26 protein-coding genes are annotated in these 22,954 nt (G+C 67.5%); 15 read left to right on the forward strand and 11 right to left on the reverse strand.

What is annotated here, in order from left to right:
* Positions 1 to 17 precede the first annotated feature (17 nt).
* Positions 18 to 815, reverse strand: coding sequence for an imidazole glycerol phosphate synthase subunit HisF (hisF, locus tag KBZ08_RS13800; protein WP_106220569.1), 798 nt, complete (start codon positions 813 to 815; stop codon positions 18 to 20).
* Between the two features lie 43 nt (positions 816 to 858).
* Between hisF and KBZ08_RS13805 the strand changes: the two genes are divergently transcribed.
* From KBZ08_RS13805 to KBZ08_RS13815, 3 genes are read left to right on the forward strand one after another with little or no spacing between them, the layout of a single operon-like run.
* Complete coding sequence (locus tag KBZ08_RS13805; RefSeq protein ID WP_015109004.1) at positions 859 to 1,071, forward strand: DUF2862 domain-containing protein; 213 nt, start codon at positions 859 to 861, stop codon at positions 1,069 to 1,071.
* 13 nt (positions 1,072 to 1,084) lie between these two features.
* Positions 1,085 to 2,101, forward strand: a complete 1,017-nt coding sequence (chlG, locus tag KBZ08_RS13810; protein ID WP_106220568.1) for a chlorophyll synthase ChlG — start codon at positions 1,085 to 1,087, stop codon at positions 2,099 to 2,101.
* On the forward strand, positions 2,098 to 4,287 hold the full coding sequence (locus KBZ08_RS13815) for a transglycosylase domain-containing protein (protein ID WP_106220567.1): 2,190 nt from the start codon (positions 2,098 to 2,100) through the stop codon (positions 4,285 to 4,287). The genes chlG and KBZ08_RS13815 overlap by 4 nt, the downstream gene beginning before the upstream one ends.
* On the opposite strand, the gene KBZ08_RS13820 is transcribed toward KBZ08_RS13815, so the two are convergent.
* The gene (locus KBZ08_RS13820; RefSeq protein WP_254973786.1) at positions 4,284 to 5,702 is read right to left on the reverse strand and encodes a 16S rRNA (cytosine(967)-C(5))-methyltransferase; all 1,419 of its coding nucleotides are present in this window, start codon (positions 5,700 to 5,702) and stop codon (positions 4,284 to 4,286) included. The two genes, KBZ08_RS13815 and KBZ08_RS13820, sit on opposite strands and share 4 nt — an antisense overlap.
* On the reverse strand, positions 5,699 to 6,130 hold the full coding sequence (locus tag KBZ08_RS13825; RefSeq protein ID WP_254973713.1) for an MGMT family protein: 432 nt from the start codon (positions 6,128 to 6,130) through the stop codon (positions 5,699 to 5,701). Before KBZ08_RS13825 ends, KBZ08_RS13820 begins: the two co-directional genes overlap by 4 nt.
* 348 nt (positions 6,131 to 6,478) lie before the next feature.
* On the opposite strand from KBZ08_RS13825, the gene KBZ08_RS13830 reads away from it, so the two are divergent.
* The 4 genes from KBZ08_RS13830 (at position 6,479) to trmH (ending at position 9,409) form a co-directional block, all read left to right on the forward strand.
* Positions 6,479 to 7,177, forward strand: coding sequence for a hypothetical protein (locus KBZ08_RS13830; protein WP_254973714.1), 699 nt, complete (start codon positions 6,479 to 6,481; stop codon positions 7,175 to 7,177).
* Between the two features lie 122 nt (positions 7,178 to 7,299).
* Entirely contained in the window at positions 7,300 to 7,851 is a 552-nt protein-coding gene (locus tag KBZ08_RS13835; RefSeq protein ID WP_254973716.1) for a hypothetical protein, read from the forward strand.
* Positions 7,848 to 8,699 (forward strand): RimK family alpha-L-glutamate ligase, encoded by an 852-nt coding sequence (locus KBZ08_RS13840; RefSeq protein ID WP_254973718.1) that lies wholly within the window; start codon positions 7,848 to 7,850, stop codon positions 8,697 to 8,699. The genes KBZ08_RS13835 and KBZ08_RS13840 overlap by 4 nt, the downstream gene beginning before the upstream one ends.
* 20 nt (positions 8,700 to 8,719) lie before the next feature.
* Entirely contained in the window at positions 8,720 to 9,409 is a 690-nt protein-coding gene (trmH, locus tag KBZ08_RS13845) for a tRNA (guanosine(18)-2'-O)-methyltransferase TrmH (protein WP_254973721.1), read from the forward strand.
* On the opposite strand, the gene KBZ08_RS13850 is transcribed toward trmH, so the two are convergent.
* Positions 9,351 to 9,629, reverse strand: a complete 279-nt coding sequence (locus KBZ08_RS13850; protein WP_106220560.1) for a hypothetical protein — start codon at positions 9,627 to 9,629, stop codon at positions 9,351 to 9,353. The two genes, trmH and KBZ08_RS13850, sit on opposite strands and share 59 nt — an antisense overlap.
* Before the next feature lie 60 nt (positions 9,630 to 9,689).
* On the reverse strand, positions 9,690 to 10,508 hold the full coding sequence (locus KBZ08_RS13855; RefSeq protein ID WP_106220559.1) for an ABC transporter permease: 819 nt from the start codon (positions 10,506 to 10,508) through the stop codon (positions 9,690 to 9,692).
* 494 nt (positions 10,509 to 11,002) lie between these two features.
* Here KBZ08_RS13855 and KBZ08_RS13860 point away from each other — a divergent pair, with 494 nt between their 5' ends.
* Positions 11,003 to 11,698, forward strand: a complete 696-nt coding sequence (locus KBZ08_RS13860) for a response regulator transcription factor (RefSeq protein ID WP_106220558.1) — start codon at positions 11,003 to 11,005, stop codon at positions 11,696 to 11,698.
* Between the two features lie 2 nt (positions 11,699 to 11,700).
* Positions 11,701 to 12,417, forward strand: a complete 717-nt coding sequence (locus tag KBZ08_RS13865; protein ID WP_106220557.1) for a response regulator transcription factor — start codon at positions 11,701 to 11,703, stop codon at positions 12,415 to 12,417.
* On the opposite strand, the gene KBZ08_RS13870 is transcribed toward KBZ08_RS13865, so the two are convergent.
* Positions 12,386 to 13,777 (reverse strand): sensor histidine kinase KdpD, encoded by a 1,392-nt coding sequence (locus tag KBZ08_RS13870; RefSeq protein ID WP_254973723.1) that lies wholly within the window; start codon positions 13,775 to 13,777, stop codon positions 12,386 to 12,388. The genes KBZ08_RS13865 and KBZ08_RS13870 overlap by 32 nt on opposite strands.
* Positions 13,778 to 14,078: 301 nt before the next feature.
* On the opposite strand from KBZ08_RS13870, the gene KBZ08_RS16560 reads away from it, so the two are divergent.
* From KBZ08_RS16560 to KBZ08_RS13885, 3 genes are all read left to right on the forward strand, one after another.
* Positions 14,079 to 14,519 (forward strand): prepilin-type N-terminal cleavage/methylation domain-containing protein, encoded by a 441-nt coding sequence (locus KBZ08_RS16560; RefSeq protein ID WP_315861262.1) that lies wholly within the window; start codon positions 14,079 to 14,081, stop codon positions 14,517 to 14,519.
* A gap of 264 nt (positions 14,520 to 14,783) precedes the next feature.
* Positions 14,784 to 16,964 (forward strand): hypothetical protein, encoded by a 2,181-nt coding sequence (locus KBZ08_RS13880; RefSeq protein WP_254973724.1) that lies wholly within the window; start codon positions 14,784 to 14,786, stop codon positions 16,962 to 16,964.
* Positions 16,961 to 17,743, forward strand: a complete 783-nt coding sequence (locus KBZ08_RS13885; RefSeq protein WP_254973725.1) for a class I SAM-dependent methyltransferase — start codon at positions 16,961 to 16,963, stop codon at positions 17,741 to 17,743. Before KBZ08_RS13880 ends, KBZ08_RS13885 begins: the two co-directional genes overlap by 4 nt.
* Positions 17,744 to 17,751: 8 nt before the next feature.
* On the opposite strand, the gene KBZ08_RS13890 is transcribed toward KBZ08_RS13885, so the two are convergent.
* Genes KBZ08_RS13890 through KBZ08_RS16405 form a run of 4 tightly spaced genes read right to left on the reverse strand, consistent with a single transcriptional unit; the run spans position 17,752 to position 19,745 of the window.
* Entirely contained in the window at positions 17,752 to 18,327 is a 576-nt protein-coding gene (locus KBZ08_RS13890; protein ID WP_254973727.1) for a type II secretion system protein J, read from the reverse strand.
* A gap of 32 nt (positions 18,328 to 18,359) precedes the next feature.
* Complete coding sequence (locus KBZ08_RS13895) at positions 18,360 to 18,854, reverse strand: GspH/FimT family protein (protein ID WP_254973728.1); 495 nt, start codon at positions 18,852 to 18,854, stop codon at positions 18,360 to 18,362.
* Positions 18,841 to 19,245: a hypothetical protein gene (locus KBZ08_RS13900; protein WP_254973729.1), complete on the reverse strand. Its 405-nt coding sequence runs from the start codon at positions 19,243 to 19,245 to the stop codon at positions 18,841 to 18,843. Before KBZ08_RS13900 ends, KBZ08_RS13895 begins: the two co-directional genes overlap by 14 nt.
* Entirely contained in the window at positions 19,242 to 19,745 is a 504-nt protein-coding gene (locus tag KBZ08_RS16405) for a hypothetical protein (RefSeq protein WP_261359355.1), read from the reverse strand. The genes KBZ08_RS13900 and KBZ08_RS16405 overlap by 4 nt, the downstream gene beginning before the upstream one ends.
* A 119-nt stretch (positions 19,746 to 19,864) precedes the next feature.
* Here KBZ08_RS16405 and KBZ08_RS13910 point away from each other — a divergent pair, with 119 nt between their 5' ends.
* The 3 genes from KBZ08_RS13910 to KBZ08_RS13920 are packed head-to-tail and all read left to right on the forward strand — an operon-like array spanning position 19,865 to position 21,159.
* Positions 19,865 to 20,467 carry a hypothetical protein gene (locus tag KBZ08_RS13910; protein ID WP_106220549.1) on the forward strand — a complete coding sequence of 201 codons (603 nt, stop codon included), beginning with the start codon at positions 19,865 to 19,867 and terminating at the stop codon, positions 20,465 to 20,467.
* Between the two features lie 36 nt (positions 20,468 to 20,503).
* Positions 20,504 to 20,734: a DUF6364 family protein gene (locus KBZ08_RS13915; protein ID WP_254973732.1), complete on the forward strand. Its 231-nt coding sequence runs from the start codon at positions 20,504 to 20,506 to the stop codon at positions 20,732 to 20,734.
* Positions 20,734 to 21,159, forward strand: coding sequence for a PIN domain-containing protein (locus tag KBZ08_RS13920; protein WP_254973733.1), 426 nt, complete (start codon positions 20,734 to 20,736; stop codon positions 21,157 to 21,159). The genes KBZ08_RS13915 and KBZ08_RS13920 overlap by 1 nt, the downstream gene beginning before the upstream one ends.
* Here KBZ08_RS13920 and lepA read toward each other — a convergent pair.
* Positions 21,143 to 22,951 carry a translation elongation factor 4 gene (lepA, locus tag KBZ08_RS13925; RefSeq protein WP_254973736.1) on the reverse strand — a complete coding sequence of 603 codons (1,809 nt, stop codon included), beginning with the start codon at positions 22,949 to 22,951 and terminating at the stop codon, positions 21,143 to 21,145. The two genes, KBZ08_RS13920 and lepA, sit on opposite strands and share 17 nt — an antisense overlap.
* Positions 22,952 to 22,954 lie beyond the last annotated feature (3 nt).

A 22,954-nucleotide genomic window follows, 5' to 3' on the forward strand; every position in this document is an offset into this window, starting at 1 on the left:
CCGCGGCCCCGGGCTGCTCAACCCGCCGCCAGGCTCGTCAGCAGGGGCCGCAGCGGCAGGCCGCGGCGCAGCAGGTCGGTCTTGATCTCCTCGACGGTGAGCACCCCGTCATGGAGCAGGGAGGCCAGCAGGGCGGCCGAGGCGCCGGCGACCTCAAGGGCCTCGGCGATGTGATCGATGCAGCCGGCACCTCCGGAGGCGATCACCGGCACCTCCACCGCCTCGACCACCGCCCGGGTCAGGGCGAGATCGTATCCCGCCTGGGTGCCGTCGCCGTCCATGGAGGTGAGCAGGATCTCCCCGGCCCCGAGCGCCACCACCCGACGGGCCCAGGCCACCGCATCGAGGCCGGTGTTCTCCCGCCCCCCCTTGACGAACACATCCCAGCCGGGGGCTTCCCCGTCGGGGCAAGGCCGGCGGCGGGCATCAATGGCCACCACGATGCACTGGCAGCCGAAGCGGTCGGCGCCGGCCGTCACCAGCTCGGGGGTGCGGACCGCCGAGGAATTGAGACTCACCTTGTCGGCGCCGGCCCGCAGCAGCTCGGTGATGCCCTCGACGCTGACGATGCCGCCACCCACCGTGAAGGGGATCGTCACCGCCTCGGCGGTGCGGCGCACCATGTCGACGAGGGTGGCGCGGCCCTGGTGGCTGGCGGCGATGTCGAGGAAGACGAGCTCGTCGGCACCGGAAGCGCTGTAGCGACAGGCCAGTTCCACCGGGTCGCCGGCGTCGCGCAGCCCGACGAAATTCACCCCCTTCACCACCCTGCCGTCGGCCACGTCGAGACAGGGGATGATCCGCTTGGCTACCACGGGTTCGCTGTTAGGGTTGCGCGACTTTCTAATCGCGCCGGACATGGCCCAGGCTGGCATCACCATCGGTTCGAAGGTGCGGGTCACCCGCGTGCGCGATCGGATTCCGGCCGATCTGGTGGCCGCCCTCAAGGCCGATGCCACCGGCACGGTGAAGGATTTCCGTGTCACCGACGGCACCGGGATCGGTGTGGTGGTGGAGCTCAGCGGCGGAACCACCACCTGGTTCTTCGACGACGAGATCACCCCTGCCTGAGACGGCCCAACCCATGAGCCAGAGCCCCGAACCCAGCGCCGGCTCCCCAGGCGTCTCCGGTGGCGCCCGTCAGCTGCTCGGGATGAAGGGTGCCGCCGGCACCTCCAACATCTGGAAGATCCGGCTGCAGCTGATGAAGCCCGTCACCTGGATTCCCCTCATCTGGGGAGTCATCTGCGGCGCGGCAGCCTCCGGGAATTTCCACTGGACCCTGCCTGAAGTGGGGGCCTCCGTGGCCTGCATGCTGATGAGCGGTCCGCTGCTGGCCGGCTACACCCAGACCATCAACGACTACTACGACCGCGAGATCGACGCGATCAACGAGCCCTACCGGCCGATCCCGTCCGGGGCCATTCCCCTGGGCCAGGTGCGTCTCCAGATCGTGGTGCTGCTGCTGGCCGGGCTGGCCGTGGCCTGGGGTCTGGATGTCTGGGCTGGCCACAGCACCCCGGTGCTGCTGCTGCTGGCCCTGGGCGGCTCGTTCGTGAGCTACATCTATTCGGCGCCACCGCTGAAGCTCAAGCAGAACGGCTGGCTCGGCAACTACGCCCTCGGCGCCAGCTACATCGCCCTGCCCTGGTGGGCCGGCCAGGCCCTGTTCGGCCAGCTCACCTGGACCACGGCCCTGCTCACCCTGGCCTACAGCCTGGCGGGGCTCGGCATCGCCGTCGTCAACGACTTCAAGAGCGTCGAAGGGGACAGGGCCCTGGGGCTGCAATCGCTGCCGGTGGTGTTCGGCGTCCAGCGGGCCAGCTGGATCAGCGCCGGCATGATCGACCTTTTTCAGCTGGCGATGGTGGCGGTGCTGATCGCCATCGGCCAGCACTTCGCCGCCGTGCTCCTGGTGCTGCTGATCATCCCCCAGATCACCTTCCAGGACATCTGGCTGCTGCGTGATCCCGTCGCCTTCGATGTGAAGTACCAGGCCAGCGCCCAGCCGTTCCTCGTGCTGGGGATGCTTGTCACCGCCTTGGCGATCGGCCACAGTGACCTCACCCCTATCGCTGCGCTGACGGCACCGCTGCCATGACCAGGGTGGGCCTGTCCACGGCCACCACCGGCCCGCGGCAGCCCGGTGAGCCTCCGCCCAGCCGCCCATCCCGACGCTCCGGCTGGCGCCTGCTCGCCCCGGCCGTCGCGGCCACCGCCGTGGGCGGGCTCGTTGCCCTGGGGCAGACGACCGTGGTGCGCGCCCTCGACGGGATGCTGCCCGATGCGGCCCGCATCACCAGCTTCAACCGGCCGGGGACGATCACGATCCTCTCCTCCGACGGCCAGGTGGTGCTCAAGAAGGGGCCGGCCACCCGGGAGAAACTGCCCGCCGGCAAGATGCCGCTGCTGATCCAGCGCGCCTTCGTGGCCGCCGAGGACCGGCGCTTCTACCAGCACGACGGCATCGACCTGTTCGGCATCAGCCGCGCCGTGCTGCGCAACGTCCAGCAGGGGGCCGTGGAGGAGGGCGCCAGCACGATCACCCAGCAGCTGGCGCGCACCGTGTTCCTGAGCCAGGACCGCACGATCATGCGGAAGCTCAAGGAAGCGGCCCTGGCCGGAAAGATCGAGCGCCAGCTGAGCAAGGACCAGATCCTCGAGCAGTACCTCAACTACGTGTACCTGGGCTCCAGCGCCTACGGGGTCTCCGATGCGGCCTGGATCTACTTCTCCAAGCGTCCCGACCAGCTCACCCTGCCGGAGGCCGCCCTGATCGCCGGCCTGCCGCCGGCCCCTTCGGTGTATTCGCCGCTGGTGAATCCGGAGGTGGCGCTGCGGCGGCGCTCGATCGTGCTGCAGCGCATGCGGGAGGCGGGCTTCATCGACGATGAACAGCTGCAGCGGGCCGACGCCGCCCCCCTGGCGCTGAAGCCGGCGGAACCGAAGTTCTTCTTCAACCCGGCTCCCTGGTACACCAGCTGGCTGGAGCAGGAACTGCCCAAGGTGCTCAGCAAGGAGCAGCTGGAGGTGGGCGGGCTGACGATCCGCAGCGGCCTGAATGCGGCCTGGCAGGCGGAGGCCCAGAAAACGATCGACTCCTACGCCACCGGCAGCATGGAGGGGGCCCTGGTGGCCATGGAACCCGGCACCGGGCTGGTGCGGGCGATGGTGGGCGGCAAGGACTGGGAGAAGACCCAGTTCAACCGGGCCTCCCAGGCACTGCGTTCCCCGGGCTCCACCTTCAAGCTGTTCGTCTACCTGACGGCCCTCAAGCTGGGGATGAAGCCGGAGGACACGGTGCTGGATTCGGCCCGCTGCTTCGGCAGCTACTGCCCCAAGAACTTCGGCAACCGCTACATGGGCCGGGTGAGCCTGGCCACGGCCCTGCAGAACTCCCTCAACATCGTGGCGGTGGGGCTGCTGCAGAAACTGGGCTACGACCCGGTGATCGCCACCGCCAAGAGCCTCGGCATCCACCGGGAGCTGGGCCGCTACCTGTCGATGGCGATCGGGGCCAACGAGCAGACGGTGCTCGACATGACCGCCGCCTATGCGGCGCTGGTGAACCGCGGCGTGTACATCCAGCCGCTGGCCTTCGAGGAGATCTACGGGCCGGAGGGGGAACTGCTGTGGTCTCGCCGGGCCAACGGCCCCCGCGGCACCCGGGCGGTGAGCAGCGACATCGCCGATGCGATGGTCTGGATGCTGCAGCAGGTGGTGCGGGGCGGCACCGGCGGCGGCGCCGCCCTGGCCGACCGGGCGGTGGCCGGCAAGACGGGCACCTCCGAGGGGGGTCGGGACCTCTGGTTCATCGGCTCCATCCCCCAGCTCACCACCGGGGTCTGGCTGGGGTACGACAACAACCGGGAGACGGGCACCACCAGCGTGCTGGCCACCTACGCCTGGCGGACCTTCATGGAACCGGTCACCAAGGGGATGCCGGTGAAGGCGTTCCCCCCCAAGCCGACACTCACCGGCACCTTCAAACCGGTGCCGGGCAAGCGGACCACCGAGCGCGATGCCCGGCCCCAGGACAGCGGCAGCCGCGAAACCCCGAGCTGGCAGGCGCCGGATCAGGAGCCCAGCCGCATCACCCCCCCCGACCGGGAGCCCCCCACCGAGCAGCCGCCCTCCCAGGCCGATCCGACCCAGACGGCACCCCCGAACAATCCCGTCGCCGCCCCCCGCTCCCGCGATGCGGCCATTCCCCCGCCCCCACCGCCGGAACCCGCCGCCCCCCTGCCGCCACCGCCGCCCGTCGCCGCCCCGCCGCCACCGCCCTAGGCGGTGTCCGGCCCCCGCAGCAGGGCGGCGTAGAAGCCGTCGCCGCCGCCGCACTCCGCCGTGGCCGGTTTGGGCCACCACTGACGTTCCTCCAGCAGGGTCCAGTCCGGATGGGCCGCCAGCAACGCGGCGATCAGGGCGCCGTTCTCGCGCGGTTCCACCGTGCAGGTGGCATAGAGGAGCCGGCCACCGGGGGCCAGCAGCGGCAGCATCACCTCCAGCAACTGACGCTGCAGGATCACCAGCCCGTCGATGGCGTCGGGGGTGATCCGCCAGCGGGCATCGGGGTGGCGGGCCAGGGTGCCGAGTCCGGAGCAGGGGGCATCCAGCAGGATCCGCTCGAAATGGCCTCGCCAGTGGGGCTTCAGCTCCCCGAGGCCGGTGGCGTCGGCGGCCAGGGAACGGATCGTGGTGAGCCCCAGCCGCTCGGCGTTGCGGTCCACGCGCCGCAGCCGGGCTTCGGAGCGATCCAGGGCCCACACCTCGCCCCGGTCACCGATCAGCTCGGCCAGGTGGGTGCTCTTGCCCCCCGGGGCGGCGCAGGCATCGAGGATCCGCTGGCCGGGCCTCGGGTCGAGCAGGGGGGCGATGGCCTGGGCGCTGCGGTCCTGCACGCACCAGAGCCCCTCGCCGTAGCCCGGCAGCTCGCGGGGGTCCCCCACCCGCTCCAGCAGGGTGAGGCCATGGGGGGCCCCGGGCAGGGCGAGGGCGGCCACGCCGGCGTCGGTGAAACGCGCCAGCAGGGCCTCCCGGCTGGTGCGCAGGGCATTGACGCGCAGGTCGAGGGGCGGCACCGCGTTGCAGGCCAGGGCGAAGGCCTCGGCCCGCTCCGGCGGCAGCCAGTCGAGCAGCCCGGCGCTGAGCCAGGACGGCAGGGAGCGGCGCAGGGCCAGGGCGGCGGCGGGGTCGGCCGGCAGTGCCAGCCCGTCCCAGGGCTCCAGGCAGGCTCCGCCGCCGGGCTGCCGCTCCCGCCGCCGCAGCAGGGTGCGCAGCAGGCCGTTCACCACCGGCGCCAGCCGACCCAGGCCGGCGCGCTTGGCCAGGGCCACCGTGGTGCTCACCGCCGCCGCCGCCGGCACCCGGTCGCTGAACAGCAGCTGGTAGAGCCCCACGTGCAGCAGCCAGCGCAGGGCCGGGGGCTGACGCTGGGCGCTCACCTTGCCGAGGGCATCGATCCAGCCGTCGAGCAGGAGCCGCTGGCGGATGGCCCCGTAGGCGATCTCGGTGGCCAGGGCGCGGTCGGCCGGCGACAGGCCACCGCCGCCGCGGGCCAGGGAGGCCAGCTCCCGCTCCAGGGCCGCGTCGGCGTAGGCCCCGGCCGCGACCGCCTGCAGCACCTGCCAGGCCAGCTGCCGGGAGGCCAGGCCGGGGACGACGTCGCTGGCGTGAATCGGCGGGCTCCCGGGAGGAATCAATCCTTTGTACAGGACCGCAGGGGTGGGCACGGGGGCTCAGGGGGCCAGGCGTCCCCGGCCTCCGGCAGCAGCGCGGCGGGCGGATGCCAGCGGTGCCGGGCCAGGGGCAGGCGACCGTCGGGGGCCACGGCGATCCCCTCGGCCAGCAGCAGCTCCCGCTGCATCCAGTCGCTGCCCTCGCGGCCGGGGCTCATGGCGATCCGCCCCTGGGCATTCACCACCCGCTGCCAGGGGACCTCGGAGGGCAGGGGCAGGCGCCGCAGGGCCCAGCCCACCTGGCGGGCGCAGCCCCAGGCCCCGATCAGCTCGGCGACCTGGCCGTAGGTGGCCAGCTGCCCGGCGGGGATGAGGGCCACCATCGCGTAGACGCGCTGGTCGAAGGAAAGCGGCGCGGCGGGAGTGGCGGCTTCTGAAGGATGGGAGGACACGGCTTGCCGAAGCATGGAGCACAGACTAGTCGCCGTGGAATCCGGACTACGGACCCGTGGAACTCATCAGGCAACTTGATGTCACCCGAATCACAGTAAGGAATGCGGGCAAAGACAGGGGGCCTGAGTTCAACGACATACATTGCATCTGTCCACTCCTGGCAACGTTCGGCAGACGGCAGTTGTCAGCTCACTGTCTGGAATCCAACGATCATGCTTGTTTCCACTTTCGAGCTCCTCTTCAAGGCCACCACACCGGCCAACCCACCTCTGGTGCGCGTCCCCGGGGCAGCACGGGGAATCCTTCAGGGCTACTTTCTGACGATTGCGAACACGTCAACGACGACATTGACATTCCTGCTGACCTTCAATGCCACCACGCCCGCCCTCAATCTGGCGCAGACCGTTCAGGCCACCGACGTGACGGGAGGCAATTCCTTCGGCGATCTCACCCCAACCGCCGATCCCAATCGCTTCACCCTGAGCGTGAGGGTTCCAGGCAGGGACACCGCCCTGGTGATTCTTCAACCCGATGTGACGTTGGCGAATCTGCCTGACTCGGTGGAGTTCCGCGGCTTCGTGGAGATCGAGATCACCACCCGCACCTTCCAAGGGCAGACCTTCGATGTGCTGCTGACACCAGAGCACCGCGGCACGTTCCTGCCCAACAACTTCTCCTTCGTGCCCCCACCCCTGCCAGTCGCCAACAACAACGGCAGGGACTTCGACCAGTTGATCGTGGCCTTGCCCACGGCCACCGGCAGTGCGCTGTTCCGCCTGCCATCACCGGTGCGGGACCTCAAGCCCCTGATCGACAACACGAATCCGATTCCCTTCCCCGGACGCCCCCTGCCGTCCCTGCCGGAGGTGCTGCCGGGACCGGTGCCGCCCGGGCCGGTGCCGCCGATCGCCGGTGCGGGAACGGATCCTGAACTGAGGGCCACGCTGGCGCGTCTCCAGGACGGTCTGAGCCTGATGGCCCGCACCATCGATTCGCTCGCGGGTGAATCGGCCGGGGGCGATTCCTTCGTCTCCCCGGAACCCTGACGGGCCTGCGCGTCATCCTGGCGAGCGCGCACGACGGCGACGCTCGCCGCCTGCAGGCGGCCTGGGCCCCCCAGGCCGTTCTGCTGACCCCGCGCGACCTTTCCCAGCCGGGGTGGCATCTGGTGGTGGAGGAGACCGGGGAAGGGCGCTGGGCCTGTCAGGGGGTGGACCGGCCTGATGCCGCGATCACCGCGGTGCTGACGCGGCTGGTGCAGGTGGATCCGCTGGAACTCACCTGGATCCAGTCCCCCCGACGGCAGTTCGTTGCCGCCGAGATGACCGCCTTCCTGCTGGCCTGGCTGGAGGGGCTGGGCTGTCCGGTGATCGATCGGCCCAGTCCAGGCTGCCTCTGTGGCCGCAACTGGGGCTGGTCCCACTGGGCCGCCCACGCCTCCGGGCTCGGCATTCCCGTGCGGGACCAGGGCCCCGATCCAGGCAGAACCCGGCTCGTGACGATGGTCGGCGACACGGTGATCGGTGCAGGGGCTGACGAGGAGGCGGCCTGGGCGCGCCGGCTCGGTGCGGGGGCCGGGCAGGAGATGGCCAGTTTCCGCTTCCAGGGCGAGGGGCCGGCACGGGCGCTCGTGCAGGCGCGGGTGGGACTGGACAGAGTGGGCGCGGCGGAACTGGACGCGCTCGATCGGCTGCTGGAGCAGCGGCTGGAGGCCGGATGAGCGTGCTGTTGCTGGGGGCGGTGAACGATCCGGTCCTGCAGGGGGTGGCGGAGGCCCTGCGCCGCCGGGGTGTGGCGCCGCGGATCGGCCCCTGGAGCGCGGGACTCCGGCCCGCGGACCTGCGGCGCTGGCAGGCGGAGATCAGCGCGGTGCTGGTGCGGCCCACCGGTGCGGCGGCGGGCCTCGACCCCGTGGCCGAACATGCCCTGCAGAGCTGGCTGGATCTGACACCGGCCCTCGTCCTGAACCGCCCCGCGGCGGCGGCGATCTGCGCCTCGAAGCCCGCCCAGCTGCGCTGGCTGCGGCGCTGGGGCTGGGAGGTGCCGCCCACCCTGGTCACCACCTCGGCCGAAGAGGCCCTGGCCTTCCGCGAGCGGCACGGGGAGGTGATCGTGAAGGCCGTCGGCAGCAGCCGCAGCCGGGTGCGTCGCTTCGACGGGGAGAGCGACCCGCGGCTGGCGCTGCTGTCCTGGTGTCCGACCCAGTTCCAGCGGCGGATCGTGGGCGTCGACCACCGGGTCCACGTGGTGGGGGAGCGGGTCTTCGGCTGCCGGATCGAGAGCGAGGCGGTCGACTACCGCCTGCCGGCGTCCGGCTGCGCGGCGCCGCGGCTGATGCCGCAGCCGCTGCCGGAGGAGGTCGCGCAGCGCTGCCGCCAGACCTGCCGGCAGATGGGGCTGGGGCTGGCCGGCATCGACCTGCGGCTGACGCCGGACGGGCGCTGGGTGATCTTCGAGGTGAACGCCATGCCGGGGTTCACGGTCTTCGAGACCGGGACCGAGGGCACGGGTGAGGCACCGATCAGCGATGCGGTGGCGGAGCTGCTGACGGCGCAGGTGCTGAAGTGATGGTCCGCCGCTGTGCACCGATGCCGCTGCTGCCCCGTCGTTTCGAGCGCCTGCGCGCGGTGCTCGATCGCCGCATGGGGGATCTGACGCTGCTGCTGGAGCATGTGGACAAGCCCCACAACCTCTCGGCGATCCTGCGCAGCTGCGATGCGGTGGGGGTGCTCGAAGCCCACGCCGTCAGCCTCCCGGGGCGGACGCCCACCTTCAACAGCACGGCCCTGGGCAGCCAGAAGTGGGTGGCGCTGCACCGGCACGGGTGCAGCGGCGACGCCATCGCCCGGCTCAGGGCCGGCGGCTTCCGGCTCTACGGCACCCACCTGGGGGCGCAGGCTGTCGACTACCGCGACTGTGACTTCACCGGGCCCACGGCCTTCGTGCTGGGGGCGGAGAAGTGGGGGTTGAGCGAGGAGACGGCCGCGGCGATCGACCAGGCGATCGCGATTCCCATGGTGGGCATGGTGCAGTCGCTCAACGTGTCGGTGGCGACCGCGATCCTGCTGTTCGAGGCGCTGCGGCAGCGGCAGGCAAAGGGCTGCCTGCCGACCCGGGGCGAAGGGCTGCCGCCGGAGCAGTACGCCCGGCTGCTGTTCGAGTGGGCCTACCCGGAGGTGGCCGCCTGGTGCCGGCGCGAGGGGCGCCCCTACCCGGCCCTCAGCCCCGAAGGCGCCATCCTCGAGGAGCTTCCCCGGACCGTGCGACTTCGCTGTTGAGGGGGCCGCCATCGAAGCGGGAGGCGCTCGGCAGCCAGAAGGTGAGCGCGAGGGCCAGGATCTCCAGCAGCAGCTGGCGGCCGCCGAGCAGCACCACCACCACCGCCACGAAGGACAGGAACTTCTGGAAGACACTCCAGACATCGTCGGGCGTGTTGCCCGCCTTCTGCCAGAGGGCCACGGCCAGGGCCAGCAGGGCCAGATCCAACCACCAGGGCATCGCCGGAACCACGCTTCCCTGAAACGCTACCCCAGGCATTCGGTGCCGGCCCGGAGGCGTTCAGTCGCGCGCACCGGCCGGAACGCCGCTCAGCCAGTTCTCCAGACCCTCGCCCAAGAAGGACAGGCCGAGCACCAGGACGAACATGGCCAGCCCGGGGAACAGGGCGGTCCACCAGATGCCGGTGGGCAGGGCGGTCAGGGCCTGCTGCAGGTCGCTGCCCCACTCGGGGATCGTCTCCGGCAGGCCGAGGCCGAGGAACCCCAGACCCCCGAGCACCAGAACCGCGTCGGCGGCATTGAGGGTGAGCAGCACCGGCACGGAGGTGATCACGTTGCGGAACAGGTAGCGGCGCAGGATCCAGGCGGGGCCGGCCCCCAGGGAGCGGGCCGCCTCGATGAACAGCTCCGCCTTCACCTGGGCCGACTGGTTGCGCACCACCCGGAAGTACTGGGGCACGTAGACCACGCAGAGGGCGGCGGCGGCATTGGGCAGGCCCCGGCCCAGCAGGAAGGCGAGCACGACGGAGAGCAGCAGCACCGGCAGGGTGTAGAGGGTGTCCATCACCAGCACCAGCAGGCGGTCGACTCCGCCGCCGAGGTAGCCGCTCACCATCCCGAGGGGAACGCCGATGGCCAGGGCCAGCACCAGGGCGCTCAGCACCACCTGCAGGGCGACGCTGCTGCCGGAGAGCGTGCGCACGCAGACGTCACGGCCGAGGCGATCGGTGCCGCACCAGTGGCCGAAGGAGGGCGGCGCGTAGATCGGATTCTCCAGGCCCGCATTGGGATCGCTCAGCAGACCCCCGTGCACCAGCAGCGGGGTGGCCAGGGCGATCAGCCCGTAGACGACCACGATCACCAGGCCCCAGCGCGCCATGCGCTGCGCCAGGGTGGAACCACCGACTCCGGGGGGCGGTCCAATCCGGTCGGCCTTACCAGTGGACTTCCGTATCACAAGTTGACAGTCACGGCCAGGATTCGTGCGTATCTGCGCTGAAACAGACGCGGATCAGGTTCGCCAGAAGAGTAACCTCAGGGGTTGCCGATATGGCGACTGCGGGATCAGCGAGGCTGCCTTCCGTGGCCGCCGATCCGTGGGGCGGCCATCGTTGGCGGCCATGAAATCCGGCGGAATTTATGCCTCTGAAGGCGCGGGCGTCAAGCTGGGCCGCGGTTCCCGCTTCGGTCCGTACTCACCGGATCAACCGGAAGCTGGCAGCCAAGCAATGGATTTCCACCGAGTTGCAAGAGAGCCTGCAGGTGCGCTTGCAGGTGAATTCTCACGCTGGTATAATGTGCATCATATGCGCCACTCAACTCCAGAGTGCTGACTTCCATCGTGGCCGAGCGTCGTTCAGCCTTCCCGATCAGATGACCAGCGCCCGCCTCCTGATCGTCGACGACGACCCTGAAATGCGCGGCTTCCTCACCTCCGAGCTGGCGGTCGAGGGTTACGAGTGTGAAGAAGCGGCCTGCGGCCAGCAGGCCCTGGGCCGGATCCGCAGCCAGACCTGGGATCTGGTGCTCCTCGACTGGAACCTGCCCGATTTCAGTGGTGTCGAGGTGTGCCGGCGCATGCGCAAGGGCGGCATCTCCACCCCCGTGCTGATGCTCACCGCCCGGGATGAGGTTCAGCAACGGGTCGAAGCGCTCGATTCCGGCGCCGACGACTACCTGATCAAGCCGTTCTCGATCGAGGAACTGCTGGCCCGGGTGCGGGCCCGTCTGCGTCGCAGCGGCATCGATGAGCAGGAAGGCGGTGTGCTGCGGATGGCCGATCTGGAGGTGAATCCCGCCAGCCGGGAAGTGGCGCGGGGCGGTGAGTCGATTCACCTCACCGCCAAGGAGTTCGATCTGCTGATGCATCTGCTGCGCCACCCCAATCAGGTGCAGGAGCGGCGCGCCATCCTCGATGCCCTCTGGGGTGAAAACTGGCTGGGCGACGACAACCTCCTGGATGTCTACGTCCGCTACCTGCGCCGCAAGCTCGAGCCGGCCGGCCAGCCCACCCTGATCCAGACGGTGCGCGGTGTCGGCTTCATGCTGAAGGAAGGGCCGCCCCGCTGAGAATGGCGGAGGCCCCATCCAAGTCGCGGCTGCTGGTTGTCGAGGATGACCAGCGGATGCGCACGTTCCTGGCCGGGGAACTCAACTGCGAAGGCTACGACGTCACCGAAGCCGAAGACGGCCAGGGGGCGCTGATGCACCTGAGGGACGCCTGCACCGATCTGGTGCTGCTCGACTGGACCCTGCCCGATTTCAGCGGCGTCGAGATCTGCCGAAGGCTGCGCTCCAGCGGTGACATCACCCCCGTGCTGATGCTCACCTGCCACGACGACATCCGCGACCGGGTTGAGGCGCTCGATTCCGGGGCTGATGACTACATCCTCAAACCCTTCTCGATCGAGGAGTTGCTGGCCCGCATCCGCGCCCAGCTGCGCCGCACCGCCTACTGGCGCGGTGTGGCCGAATCCGATCTGCTGCGTTGCGCCGACCTCTCCGTGAACACCGCCACCCGGGAGGTGATGCGGGCGGGCCAGGCGATTTCCCTCTCCGTGCGCGAGTACGACCTGCTCCTCTGCCTGCTGCGCGGCACCGGCCGAGTGGTGGAACGGGAGGAGATCCTGCGCGAGGTGTGGGGCGAAAACCACTTCGGCGACGAAAACCTGCTGGGCGTCTACATCCGTTATCTGCGCCGCAAGCTCGAACCGGAGGGGCTTCCCACCCTCATCCAGACGGTGCGCGGCGTGGGCTTCATGCTCCGTGAAGGGGAGCCGCGCCCATGAGGCGCAGCTGGAAATCGGCTCCCCCCTCCGGCCCATCCGCCACCGTCACGCTCCCCCCCATCGCCTCCATCAGGGCCCTCACCACCGCCAGACCCACGCCGCTGCCGGGAATGGCGCCGGTGTGGCGACCCCGGCCGAAACGCTCGAAGATCAGCGTCTTCTCCCGGTCAGGCACACCGGGGCCGGTATCGATCACGTGCACCACCACCCGATCAAGGCTGGCATCAAGGCGCAGCTGAATCGGGCCACCGCCTGGATCGTATTTCTGGGCGTTCTCGATCAGGTTGCCCAGGCACTGCTCGAAGCGATCGGCATCACCGAGCGCGAAGGTGCGTGCCCCCTGGGTGGCCCCTGGGCAGATCCGCAGCCGGCCGTGGCAGCGCGAGCGCAGCCGCTCGGCCACCTGCTCGATCGCCTGGGCCACATCAAACGGCTCGAAGGGCATCAAGGTGCGGTTGGCATCGATGCGGGTGAGGGCCAGCAGATCCGTCACCAGCTTCCCCATCCGGCCCGCCTCCTCCTCGATCAGCGCCAGCTGGCCGGCCTCCTCCTCCGTGAGCCCGTGGGAGCGTCGCCGCAGGCGCCCGGCGTAGTTGCGGATCAGGCTGATGGGGGTGCGCAGTTCGTGGCTCACCCCATTGGCGAAGCCCCGCTGGCGCTCCCAGGAGGCGGAGAGACGATCCAGCAGATCGTTGAAGGCCACCGCGATCGGTGCGAGCTCCCGGGGCTGGGCGCCCACGAGCACCCGCTGGCTGTCGAGGGTGTCGGAACTGATCGCCTGCATGCGCAGCCCGAGATCATGGAGGGGGGCCAGGCCCCGCACCAGCACCGGCCGCAGCAGCAACCCCGTGAACAGTGTGGCCAGACCGGCGGCCACGATCAGAAGGGTCAGCAGCAGCCGCTGCTGGGCCAGCTTGTGGGTGATGTCCTCCAGGAAGCGGAGGCGCACCGTGCCCGTCCCGAGATGGATCTGCTCCGAGCTGGTGAGATAGGTGAGGTTCCCGAAGCGGAGCACAGCCACTTGACCGTAGCCGTTCCGCTGGGCCGGCAATCGCGTCAACGGCACGCCGGTGGGGATGGAGAACAGGCGGATCTGGTCGGCAGCGCCATAGGGGATGCCCTGGTCGGTCTCCACCCAGCCGAGAAAATTGGGGCTGATCAGCCGGGCCAGGGCTTCGCTGATCTCGTCGAGCGTGCGTGGCACGGGCCGGCGTGAGAGGAGCACCTGGCGGACGCTGGCGACCGTGGCACGGTGCTGATCCCGCCGCTCCTGGCTGGCCAGCAGGGCGGTGGACCCGATCAGAAGGGCGTAGCCCCCAAGAACGGCCAGCAGACTGAGCCCCAGGAGGCGCCGGCGCATCGAAAACGCCTTGGCAGGACGGAAAAACGAGCCCAGAGGCCGAGAAATACCGATCAATTCCATTAGAGGTTCATTAGGCCTCGACAAGATCCACTGCCAAATGAATCGTAATAGACAATGAAAAGGTCTCAGCGCTGCCAAACCAGAGCCGGGTTGGAAACCGGCAAAGCCCAGCCACGTCAAGGGTTCAGAGCCTTAGGGAATCAACAACTCCCCACCCACCACAACGACAGGGCCTGGATGGACGGGACTGCTTTCGGTGCATAAAATCGATTGAGTCAAGAGCTTCGCGGCTTTTCCAATGAACATTTCCCCCAAGACCAAGCTGGCGCTGATGCGCAGCCTGCGCGAGAAGAAGTCGAAGGTGGCCCAGGGCTTCACCTTGATTGAGCTGATGATCGTGGTTGCGATCGTGGGCATCCTTTCAGCTGTTGCTCTTCCCAACTTCCTGGGCGCTCGGGCAGCGGCTGACGCTGGTGCCAAAGTGGGTGAAGCCCTCGGGCTCGCCAAGGAATGCGCCACCTTTCTGGCCTCCGGCGGTGTCGGCCAACAGCCTGGAGCAACAAACGTGACCTGCGCCACAGGCGCCAACGGAACTGTCACCCGCACCTTCACCGCTGGAGCTGGGGGGGTTAATTGCTTGACAGACACTTCCGCTACAGGTGACACGACTGTCACCGTCACTATCACCGGTGGCTCGACTGCGACCAACATTGGCGCCATCAGTTGCGCCTTCAGCTGACCCTTAGGTAAGTTCTCGGATTATCTAGAGTTTGGCGGAGGGAAACCTCCGCCCTTTTTTATGTTGACTCGACCATACTGCTCGAAAAGATGATGTGCTGCTCAATAACGATCTGCTAAAAGGCTCTTATGCCTTCTCCCATTCATCGAGACAATCAGACCCCCATATGACTGAGCCTTCGACGAAGCTGATCCGACAGGCTAATTGGGGTTGAGACTATGCATCCGCTGATGATCCTTTCGAATACACCCATCACGACCAGCCATGGCTGATGATGCAAATTCACTTGCTAGGGATCGCCCTAAGGCCAACGAACTCTATCTTCAGGCAAAGGAGCATTTCCAGTCAGCGCGCTTTCGGGAGGCGATCCGATGCCTCTCCGTGCTCCGCTCCGATGCGATCTATGGTCTGAAAGCCAATGCGAACATCGGCAGCTGCCTCCTAATGATGGGACTGCCCCTTCCTTCGTTACGCTTTCTCGATCGTGCCCTGCGGCAGGATCCCGGATTCCTCCCAGCCCTGCTGAGCCGGCTCAAGGCACTCAGTGTGGAGCAGCGCCACGAGGACGTGATCGAACTCGCTGAGAAACTGGTCGGGAGCTGCCCGCAGGAGGAGGAAGAGGAGGTCTGGCGTCTATGGTCGGCTTCTCTGCGCGCCACTGGTCGGGAGGAGGATGCCCTTGAGGTGGTACGGCGCTGGCTGAGCCGGTTTCCCCTCAGCCTCAAAGGGCATCTGCTGGAAGCGGAACTACTTTCAGAGCTGGGAGACAACAAGCAGGCCGTGAGCAGCCTCGGCAGAGCCCTTCGTATCGCCCCTACTGCAGAGAAGGTGTACTCACATTTGAGCGTCGTGATGATCCGGATGCGGCGTCATGAGGAGGCTCTGAAGTATGTCGAAAAGGCGTTGGAATTTGATCCTGATTCGTTCATCTACCACTGCCGCCGGGGGAGGGTCCTGCAGCTGACTGGCGACTGGAGGGGCGCCGCGAAGTCCTACAGGAAGGTGGCATCGATGCGCCCAAGCTCCGCAATTTACCAACTTAATGATCATCTGATGCTGCCGAGCATCCCCGCATGCCGAGAGGACATCGAGGAGGCACGCCGGCGCTTCCTCAGTGGGCTCTTGGTGGTGGAGAGCAATCCTGAGCTGCGGCTGGATCTTGGTGATGAGGCAATCCCGCACACGTTTCCACTCGCTTACCACAACCACAACGACCGGAGGTTGCTGGAGCACTACATTGGCCTGATGCGCAACCTCTGCGAGCCTCTACTTTTAGAGGTCCGTCAGAGTCACGTCACCCCTGCGCAGGCCAAGTCGGCGGGTAGGGACAGGAAGCTGCGGATCGGTTTTCTCTCCCAGCACTTCTCCGGCCACAGCAATACGATCGCCTTCTCTGGCTTGATCCGCCATCTCGACCGCAGGCGGTTTGAGGTGATTTTGATTCACACAGCCGATTCCAAGCAAGACGAGGTCCGCGATAGCCTCAACGCCATCTGCGAGAAAGTCATCCAGTTGTCATCGGACCTTTCTGATTCCTACCAGAAACTGGTATCCGAGGGGCTGGACATCCTTTTCTTCACCGATCTTGGAATGAATGCCTATGAATTCATTCTGCCTTTTTTATGCACTGCACCCATCCAGATCACGGGCTGGGGGATCCCTCATACATCGGGTATCCATGAGATAGACTACTACATCTCTGCCGCGGAACTTGAGCCGGCCGGCGCAGAAGATCAGTACACCGAGACGCTCATCCGGCTCCCCGGTGGCCTGCCGTGTCACTTCGAGGACAGAGGCCTGAGTCTCACACCGTTGCCCCGTGAGTACTTTATTCTTCCTCCAGGCGATACCCTGGTGGGCTGCCTGCAGGGTCTACACAAGCTGCATCCTGATTTTGATCTGCTCTTGGAGAAGATTGCCCAGGCGAATCCGGAGGTTGCCTTTGTCTTCGTGGAGGACACGATACCATCGAGAACCAGGCTGTTTCTGGAGCGGCTCTCCAAGAACGCTCCCTCTGCAAGAGAGCGCTGCATCCCCTTAGCATTCATGGGTCGCGCTGAGTACCACGCCCTCTGCAACTGCCTCGATCTGCTGCTTGATCCCATTTATTATGGATCCGGGATCACCTTTTTCGAGGCCTGCTTCGTCGGTACCCCCATCGTTACCCTGGAAGGCTCGAATCTGCGCTCACGCGTGGTGGCCTGCGGCTACCGCGAAATGGGCATCGACGACCCGCCTATCGCCGCGAACGAAGCGGAGTACATCCGTCTGGTGAGTGAACTCTGCAACGATTCAGATCGTCGAATCAAACTAAAGTCCGCGATTCTTGCGAACAACTATCGAGTTTTTAATCGGATGGATTATGTTCGAAGTTTTGAAGAATTTTGCCTCGACGCCGTGAACACCATACGCCATAAACAAGACATCGGGCCTCACGGGCCTTGACGCCCGCCGATCTTCCCTTTGCAACATCAAGAGTCATGTCTGATCCCCCAGCCCCATTGCCGAATAATCCCTTCCTCCAGGCTTCGGCGAGGCGCGTGAACTCGTTGCTGTCTGCAATTCCCTCTCCAACTCGCTACCTGGAGGTGGGCGTTGAGACAGGACAGACCTTCTTTGAGATTTCGGCAGACTTCAAGACAGCCGTCGATCCCAAGTTCCTGTTTGACCGCGAGTCGGCGCCAAAGGGAGACTCCATTGAGTATTTCGAAACCACAAGCGACCGGTTCTTCTGCAATGTCAAGAGAGACTTCAAGTACGATCTCGTCTTTCTCGATGGCCTGCACACCTGGGAGCAGACCTACCGAGACTTCTGCAACACCCTTCTCATCACCCACAAGCGATCGATCATTCTTCTGGACGACATCTTCCCCAGCGATGTTTTCTCCTGCAACCGCGATCAAGTCGAAGCGGTGATGATGCGTCAATTCATGGCAGGCGATCCAAGCAATGCCTGGCATGGAGACACGTATAAGATCATTCCGCTGATCCGGACATTCCATCCTCTTCTCAGCTATTGCACCATCATCACTGACGGTAATCCACAGGCTCTGGTGTGGCGTTCCCCACAGCCAGCCATCGCATCACCGATCCTTAGGGAAGTCGGTGAACTGAACATGCCAGCATTGGATTATCTGTGGTTTCTTCGACATCAGGAGAGCTACAACCTGATGAATGAACAGGAGGCCTTAGCACTGGTCATCAGATCACTCCAGCTCGGCTGACCGCGCGATCAGGGTGTCTCCACCCGCACCTCCGTCTCGATCCGCTGGACTCCACCTCCTGAGGGCTCGAATTCCTGCCGCAGCCGCAGGTGCAGCAGGCCGTCGGGTTCCGCGGCGGCCTCCAGCCCCGGCTGGGTGAGCCCATCCAGCAGCACCCGGTTCTGGGCCGCTCCGGTGCTCGGTTCCCCATCCAGGCCGAAGGCCGGACCGCAGCGCATCAGCACCCGCCGGCGCCAGATGGGGCTCGGTGGGCTGCCGGCCGTGTAGGTGATCGGACCGGCCGGTGTCTGCAGCTGCAGCACCGGATCCCGGCCGCCCAGGGCGCAGGCAGCCCCGGTCCCCAGGCCCAGATCCACCCGGGTGGCCCGCTGCAGATCCCCCCGCAGCAGGGCCAGCACCCGCCGCTGCTGGCCCCGTTCCCGCACCTGCCGCACCATCCGCTCCACCTGCCGGCCCTCCGCCACCAGGGTCTGCAGCACCACCCCCCACAGCAGCAGCCCGACGCTCACCGCCACCAGCAGCTCCGCCAGCGAGAAGCCGGCCGGCCCCCTGACGGAACGGCCGTGGGAATGCAGCAAGGCCATGGCGCAGCTCCGGTGATAGAGAACAGGGCGACTCACGACTGGGGATCCGGCAGGCAGCCGCCCGGCCCCTGCCGTCCCAGGCGGGTCACCCCGAGGGGCAGGGCCACCACCACGCACCGCACCAGATCGGTGCCCTCGGTGCTCAGCTGCACGGTGCCGCCGTCGATGATCAGCCCGTTGCTGGTGAAGCGCACCGCCGCCGGCAGGTTGTGGCTGACGTTCACCGCCAGCCCGCCGATCCCCTCCCCCAGCTCCAGGGCCGCCCCCTCGCAGGCGGGCAGGCTGCCCGCCTGGGGCTCCCGCCAGCCCGTGGCCTCCAGGCTCAGGGCACAGGGACGGCCGCTGCGCAGGGCGGCATCCCGTCCCCGCTCCAGCCCCACCATCACCCGGCGGCTGGCCCCCTCCAGCCGGGCGGCGGCCAGGTCCCGGCTGGCGGAGGTGAACCCCAGCTGGGCCAGCAGTCCCACCAGCACCAAGGTCAGGAGGGCTTCCGGCAGGGTGAAGCCTCCCGCGTCAGATCGGGCCACCACCACCTCCCGGCGCAGGCCCACAGCGGCCGAAGGCCGCCGGCACGTACAGCCGCTGGCGTGGTTCGGCTTCGCCAGCCACCGCCAGCCGCAGCACCACCCCGTCTCCGCTGGCCGACACCTCCAGCTGGCGCGCCAGTCCCGGGGGCAGGGGCTGGGCCGCCAGGGCCTGCAGCAGCTGGGCCGTCGCCGTGGTGCAGTCGCCAGCCGATGGGGCCAGGCCGCGCAGGGTGGCTTCCGCCCGCGCCAGGGCCACTTCCGCCTGCTCCAGCCGCTCCTGCTGGCGCTGATCGGCCATGGATGCGGCGCCCGCCAGGGCCCAGAGCTGCAGGGAGGATCCCGCCGCGCTCAGGAACACCACCGACCCGGTCACCAGTTCGATCAGGCTCATGGCACCACCCCCCGCAGGCCCACCAGCCGCACGTCTGTGATCTGCGGCTGGGGCTGGGTTGGCGGCTGGGCCGGGGCCAGCTGCACCGTGAACGCCCCCTGGCGGGCCGGCTGGCCCCCGCCGGCGGCCAGTTCCAGCAGCAGTTCGGCCGGCTGCAGCTCCGGGCGCCAGGCGACCAGGCGGTAGGAGCCCCCCAGCACCTGGCCCTGGCGCAGGGCCGCGATCGCCGGGGCCGGGGCGCAGGCCAGGCCCTGGACGTCCCACTGGGGCAGCGGCAGCGCCAGCAGGCAGCGATGGCTGCGGTGCAGCTCCGCCAGCAGCTGCTGGCCCGCCGAGGCCAGCCGGTCCTCCGCCCGGCGCTGCTGCTGCTCCCGGATCCCCTGCAGACGCAGCTGCAGGCTGGCCGTGTGGGCCGAGAGGCTCCCCAGCAGCAGAACCATCGAGGCCCCCATGGCCAGGGGCAGGACGAACCCCTGCTCCCGGGCGCGGTGGCGGTGCAACGGGGGGCGGTGCAATGAGGGCATGACCATGGCAGCGAACACCTTTTCAACGTTCCCGCGCAGGGACACCATGGCTGGGGGAAACTGCCCCTAGTGACCGTGCCTTTCTCCAGCGGCCCATGAACCACAGCCGGCACAGGGACACCCGCGACGAGGTGGACGCCGTCGTGAATCGCCACCAGCTGGACTATTCCCTGGGCCAGCTGCGGCTGGTGGGATTGGTGCTACTGGTGCTGGAGCTGAGCACCCTGCTGCTGGCGGGGAGCTTCGCCAGCGTCGAGGCTCCCGCCGGCCGGCTCAACGGCCTGATCGGCCTTTCCCCTGCCCTGCCGCTGCTGCCCCTCGGTTTCGTCCTCTACCTGCTCGGCGGCGGCCACCGCCGCCACCGCCGCGAGCAGCCCTGGACCGGCGCCCTGCACCGCACCCTGCTGCCCCTGGGGCTGATCCTGCTGCTGCTGCTGCCGGCGGTCACCATCCATGACGCCGCCATCCTGTTCAGCCAGCGCCATCTGGCACCCCTCTCGCCCCTGCAGCAACATCTGCTCAACCCCGTGCGCCTGATCACGACCCTGCTGTTGCAGGCGGTCACCGGCGCCGGGCTGGTGCTGATGCAGCTGCGCGGCCGACACCAGATGCGGCGGGTGGGCCTCACCCCGAGCCTGTTCTTTCGCACCGACGCCACAGGGCCGGTCCACCTGCACCGAAGACGCTCGACGGATTAACGCCCGTGCTACACGGAACCCGTGTAGCCTATGCCGATGGCCAACCTCACCCTCGCCATCGATGACGCCCTGCTCCAGCGGGCCCGTGAGGCCGCCCTGCACCAGAACACCTCGGTGAATGCCCTGGTGAGGGAATTTCTCACCCGCTACGTCAATGCCCGCAGCCGGCGGCTGGAGGCTCTCTCCCAGTTTGAGGCCGTCGCCGCGTCCTGCGACAGCTCCAGCACCGAACCCTGGACCCGGGATTCGCTCCACGAGCGCCCCTGATGCGCGTCTTCATCGACACCAACCTGTGGGCTTACCGACTGGACCGGCGGGACCCCATGAAGTCCATGCACATCTCCTCCTGGCTGGCGGAAGTCACGCGAAACCATGAGGTGGTGATCAGCACCCAGGTCTTGATCGAACTGCGCTCCGTCGCGACACGCAAGTTGCGTCCACCGCTCAGTGATCGGCAAATCAGCGCGCTTCTGGAGGCCCTCAGCGGATTCGAGGTGGTGCCCACCGACAGCACCTTGGTGCTCGACGCCCATCAGCTGGCGATCAACGAACAACTCAGCTGGTTCGATGCCTTGATCGTGGAAGCCGCCATCCGCAGCCACTGCGATGTTCTCTTTTCAGAAGACCTGAGCCACGGGCGCCAGATGGACGGCCTCACGCTGTGCAATCCGCTGCTCACTGGTTCAGCTTGAGCACCGCCATGAAGGCCTCCTGTGGCACCTCCACCCGGCCCATGGCCTTCATGCGCTTCTTGCCCTTGGCCTGCTTCTTGAGCAGCTTCTTCTTGCGGGAGATGTCACCGCCGTAGCACTTGGCCAGCACGTCCTTGCGGATGGCGCTGATGCTTTCGCTGGCGATGATGCGGCTGCCGATCGAGGCCTGGATCGGGATCTTGAACTGCTGCCGGGGGATCAGCTCCTTGAGTTTCTCCACCAGGCTCTTGCCCACGTTGTAGGCCTTGTCCCGGTGAACGATGGTGGTGAGCGGATCGGCTTTCTCGCCGTTGATCAGGACATCGAGGCGCACCAGCTCATTTTTGCGGTAGCCGATCAGGCTGTACTCCATCGAGGCGTAGCCCTTGGTGCGGCTCTTCATCTGATCGAAGAAGTCGGTCACCACTTCCGCCAGGGGCAGTTCGTAGTGCAGCGTCACCCGGTCGGTGGTGATGTACTTCATGTCGATGAATTCGCCGCGCCGCTCCTGGCACAGCTCCATCAGGGCACCGTTGTACACGTTGGGGGTGTAGATCTCCAGCTTCACATAGGGCTCCTCGATCGATTCCCGCTTCTGGGGATCGGGGAGGGTGGCGGGGTTGTCCACCATCAGGGTGCTGCCGTCGATCATGTTCACCTGGTAGATCACCGAAGGCGCGGTGACGATCAGGTCGAGGTCGTACTCCCGCTCCAGCCGCTCCTGCACGATCTCCATGTGCAGCAGCCCCAGGAAGCCGCAGCGGAAGCCGAAGCCCATGGCGCTGCTGGTCTCCGGTTCGTACTGCAGCGCCGCATCGGAGAGCTGCAGCTTGTCGAGGGCCTCCCGCAGGTCGGGATACTGGTCGGCGTCGGTGGGGAACAGGCCGCAGAACACCATCGGCGTGGCCTCGGCGTAGCCGGGCAGCGGTTCGCTCGCCGGGTTGGCCGCCAGGGTGATGGTGTCGCCGACGCGGGCATCGGCCACCGCCTTGATCGAGGCGGACAGGTAGCCCACCTCACCGGCATGCAGGCTCTCCACTTGGCGCTGGTCCGGCGCCATCACCCCCACCTCGTCGAGCTCCACCACCTTGCCGCTGGCCATCAGCAGCACCTTGTCCTTGCGGGCGATGACGCCGCTGATCACCCGGAAGTAGACGATCACCCCCCGGTAGGGGTCGTAGTAGGAGTCGAAGATCAGGGCCCGCAGCGGTTCATCCGCCTGGTCCGGCGGCGCCGGCACCCGATCCACCACCGCCTGCAGGATCTCGGGCACCCCCAGGCCGGTCTTGGCGGAGCAGTTGATGGCCGTCGAGGTGTCGAGGCCGATGATCGCCTCGATCTCCGCCTTGATCCTGTCGGGGTCGGCCCCGGGCAGGTCGATCTTGTTGAGCACCGGGATGATCTCGAGATCGTTCTCCAGCGCCAGGTACACGTTGGCCAGCGTCTGGGCCTCCACCCCCTGGCTGGCATCCACCACCAGCAGGGCGCCCTCGCAGGCCAGCAGGCTGCGGCTCACCTCATAGGAGAAATCGACGTGCCCCGGCGTGTCGATCAGGTTGAGGATGTAGGTCTGGCCGTCGGCCGCCTTGTACTCCATGCGGGCGGCCTGGAGCTTGATCGTGATGCCCCGCTCCCGCTCCAGCTCCATGTTGTCGAGGAACTGGGCCTGCATGTCCCGGGCGGCCACGGTGCCGGTGTCCTGCAGCAGGCGGTCGGCCAGGGTCGATTTCCCGTGGTCGATGTGGGCGATGATGCAGAAGTTACGGATCCGCTGGGCGGGAACGTCGGTCATGGG

Source organism: Cyanobium sp. Candia 9D4, assembly GCF_024346155.1.
Taxonomy (GTDB): domain Bacteria; phylum Cyanobacteriota; class Cyanobacteriia; order PCC-6307; family Cyanobiaceae; genus Cyanobium; species Cyanobium minutissimum.

Bases quoted from the DNA above. Each gene is read 5' to 3' on its own strand.
- KBZ08_RS13855 (WP_106220559.1), bottom strand. From the start codon at position 10,508: ATGGCGCGCTGGGGCCTGGTGATCGTGGTCGTCTACGGGCTGATCGCC.
- KBZ08_RS13920 (WP_254973733.1), top strand. From the start codon at position 20,734: ATGCGCGTCTTCATCGACACCAACCTGTGGGCTTACCGACTGGACCGG.
- KBZ08_RS13850 (WP_106220560.1), bottom strand. From the start codon at position 9,629: ATGCCCTGGTGGTTGGATCTGGCCCTGCTGGCCCTGGCCGTGGCCCTC.
- chlG (WP_106220568.1), top strand. From the start codon at position 1,085: ATGAGCCAGAGCCCCGAACCCAGCGCCGGCTCCCCAGGCGTCTCCGGT.
- lepA (WP_254973736.1), bottom strand. From the start codon at position 22,951: ATGACCGACGTTCCCGCCCAGCGGATCCGTAACTTCTGCATCATCGCC.
- KBZ08_RS13815 (WP_106220567.1), top strand. From the start codon at position 2,098: ATGACCAGGGTGGGCCTGTCCACGGCCACCACCGGCCCGCGGCAGCCC.
- KBZ08_RS13915 (WP_254973732.1), top strand. From the start codon at position 20,504: ATGGCCAACCTCACCCTCGCCATCGATGACGCCCTGCTCCAGCGGGCC.
- KBZ08_RS13910 (WP_106220549.1), top strand. From the start codon at position 19,865: ATGAACCACAGCCGGCACAGGGACACCCGCGACGAGGTGGACGCCGTC.
- KBZ08_RS16560 (WP_315861262.1), top strand. From the start codon at position 14,079: ATGAACATTTCCCCCAAGACCAAGCTGGCGCTGATGCGCAGCCTGCGC.
- KBZ08_RS13840 (WP_254973718.1), top strand. From the start codon at position 7,848: ATGAGCGTGCTGTTGCTGGGGGCGGTGAACGATCCGGTCCTGCAGGGG.
- KBZ08_RS13805 (WP_015109004.1), top strand. From the start codon at position 859: ATGGCCCAGGCTGGCATCACCATCGGTTCGAAGGTGCGGGTCACCCGC.
- KBZ08_RS13900 (WP_254973729.1), bottom strand. From the start codon at position 19,245: ATGAGCCTGATCGAACTGGTGACCGGGTCGGTGGTGTTCCTGAGCGCG.
- KBZ08_RS13860 (WP_106220558.1), top strand. From the start codon at position 11,003: ATGACCAGCGCCCGCCTCCTGATCGTCGACGACGACCCTGAAATGCGC.
- KBZ08_RS13890 (WP_254973727.1), bottom strand. From the start codon at position 18,327: ATGGCCTTGCTGCATTCCCACGGCCGTTCCGTCAGGGGGCCGGCCGGC.
- KBZ08_RS13880 (WP_254973724.1), top strand. From the start codon at position 14,784: ATGGCTGATGATGCAAATTCACTTGCTAGGGATCGCCCTAAGGCCAAC.
- trmH (WP_254973721.1), top strand. From the start codon at position 8,720: ATGCCGCTGCTGCCCCGTCGTTTCGAGCGCCTGCGCGCGGTGCTCGAT.
- KBZ08_RS13865 (WP_106220557.1), top strand. From the start codon at position 11,701: ATGGCGGAGGCCCCATCCAAGTCGCGGCTGCTGGTTGTCGAGGATGAC.
- KBZ08_RS13870 (WP_254973723.1), bottom strand. From the start codon at position 13,777: ATGCGCCGGCGCCTCCTGGGGCTCAGTCTGCTGGCCGTTCTTGGGGGC.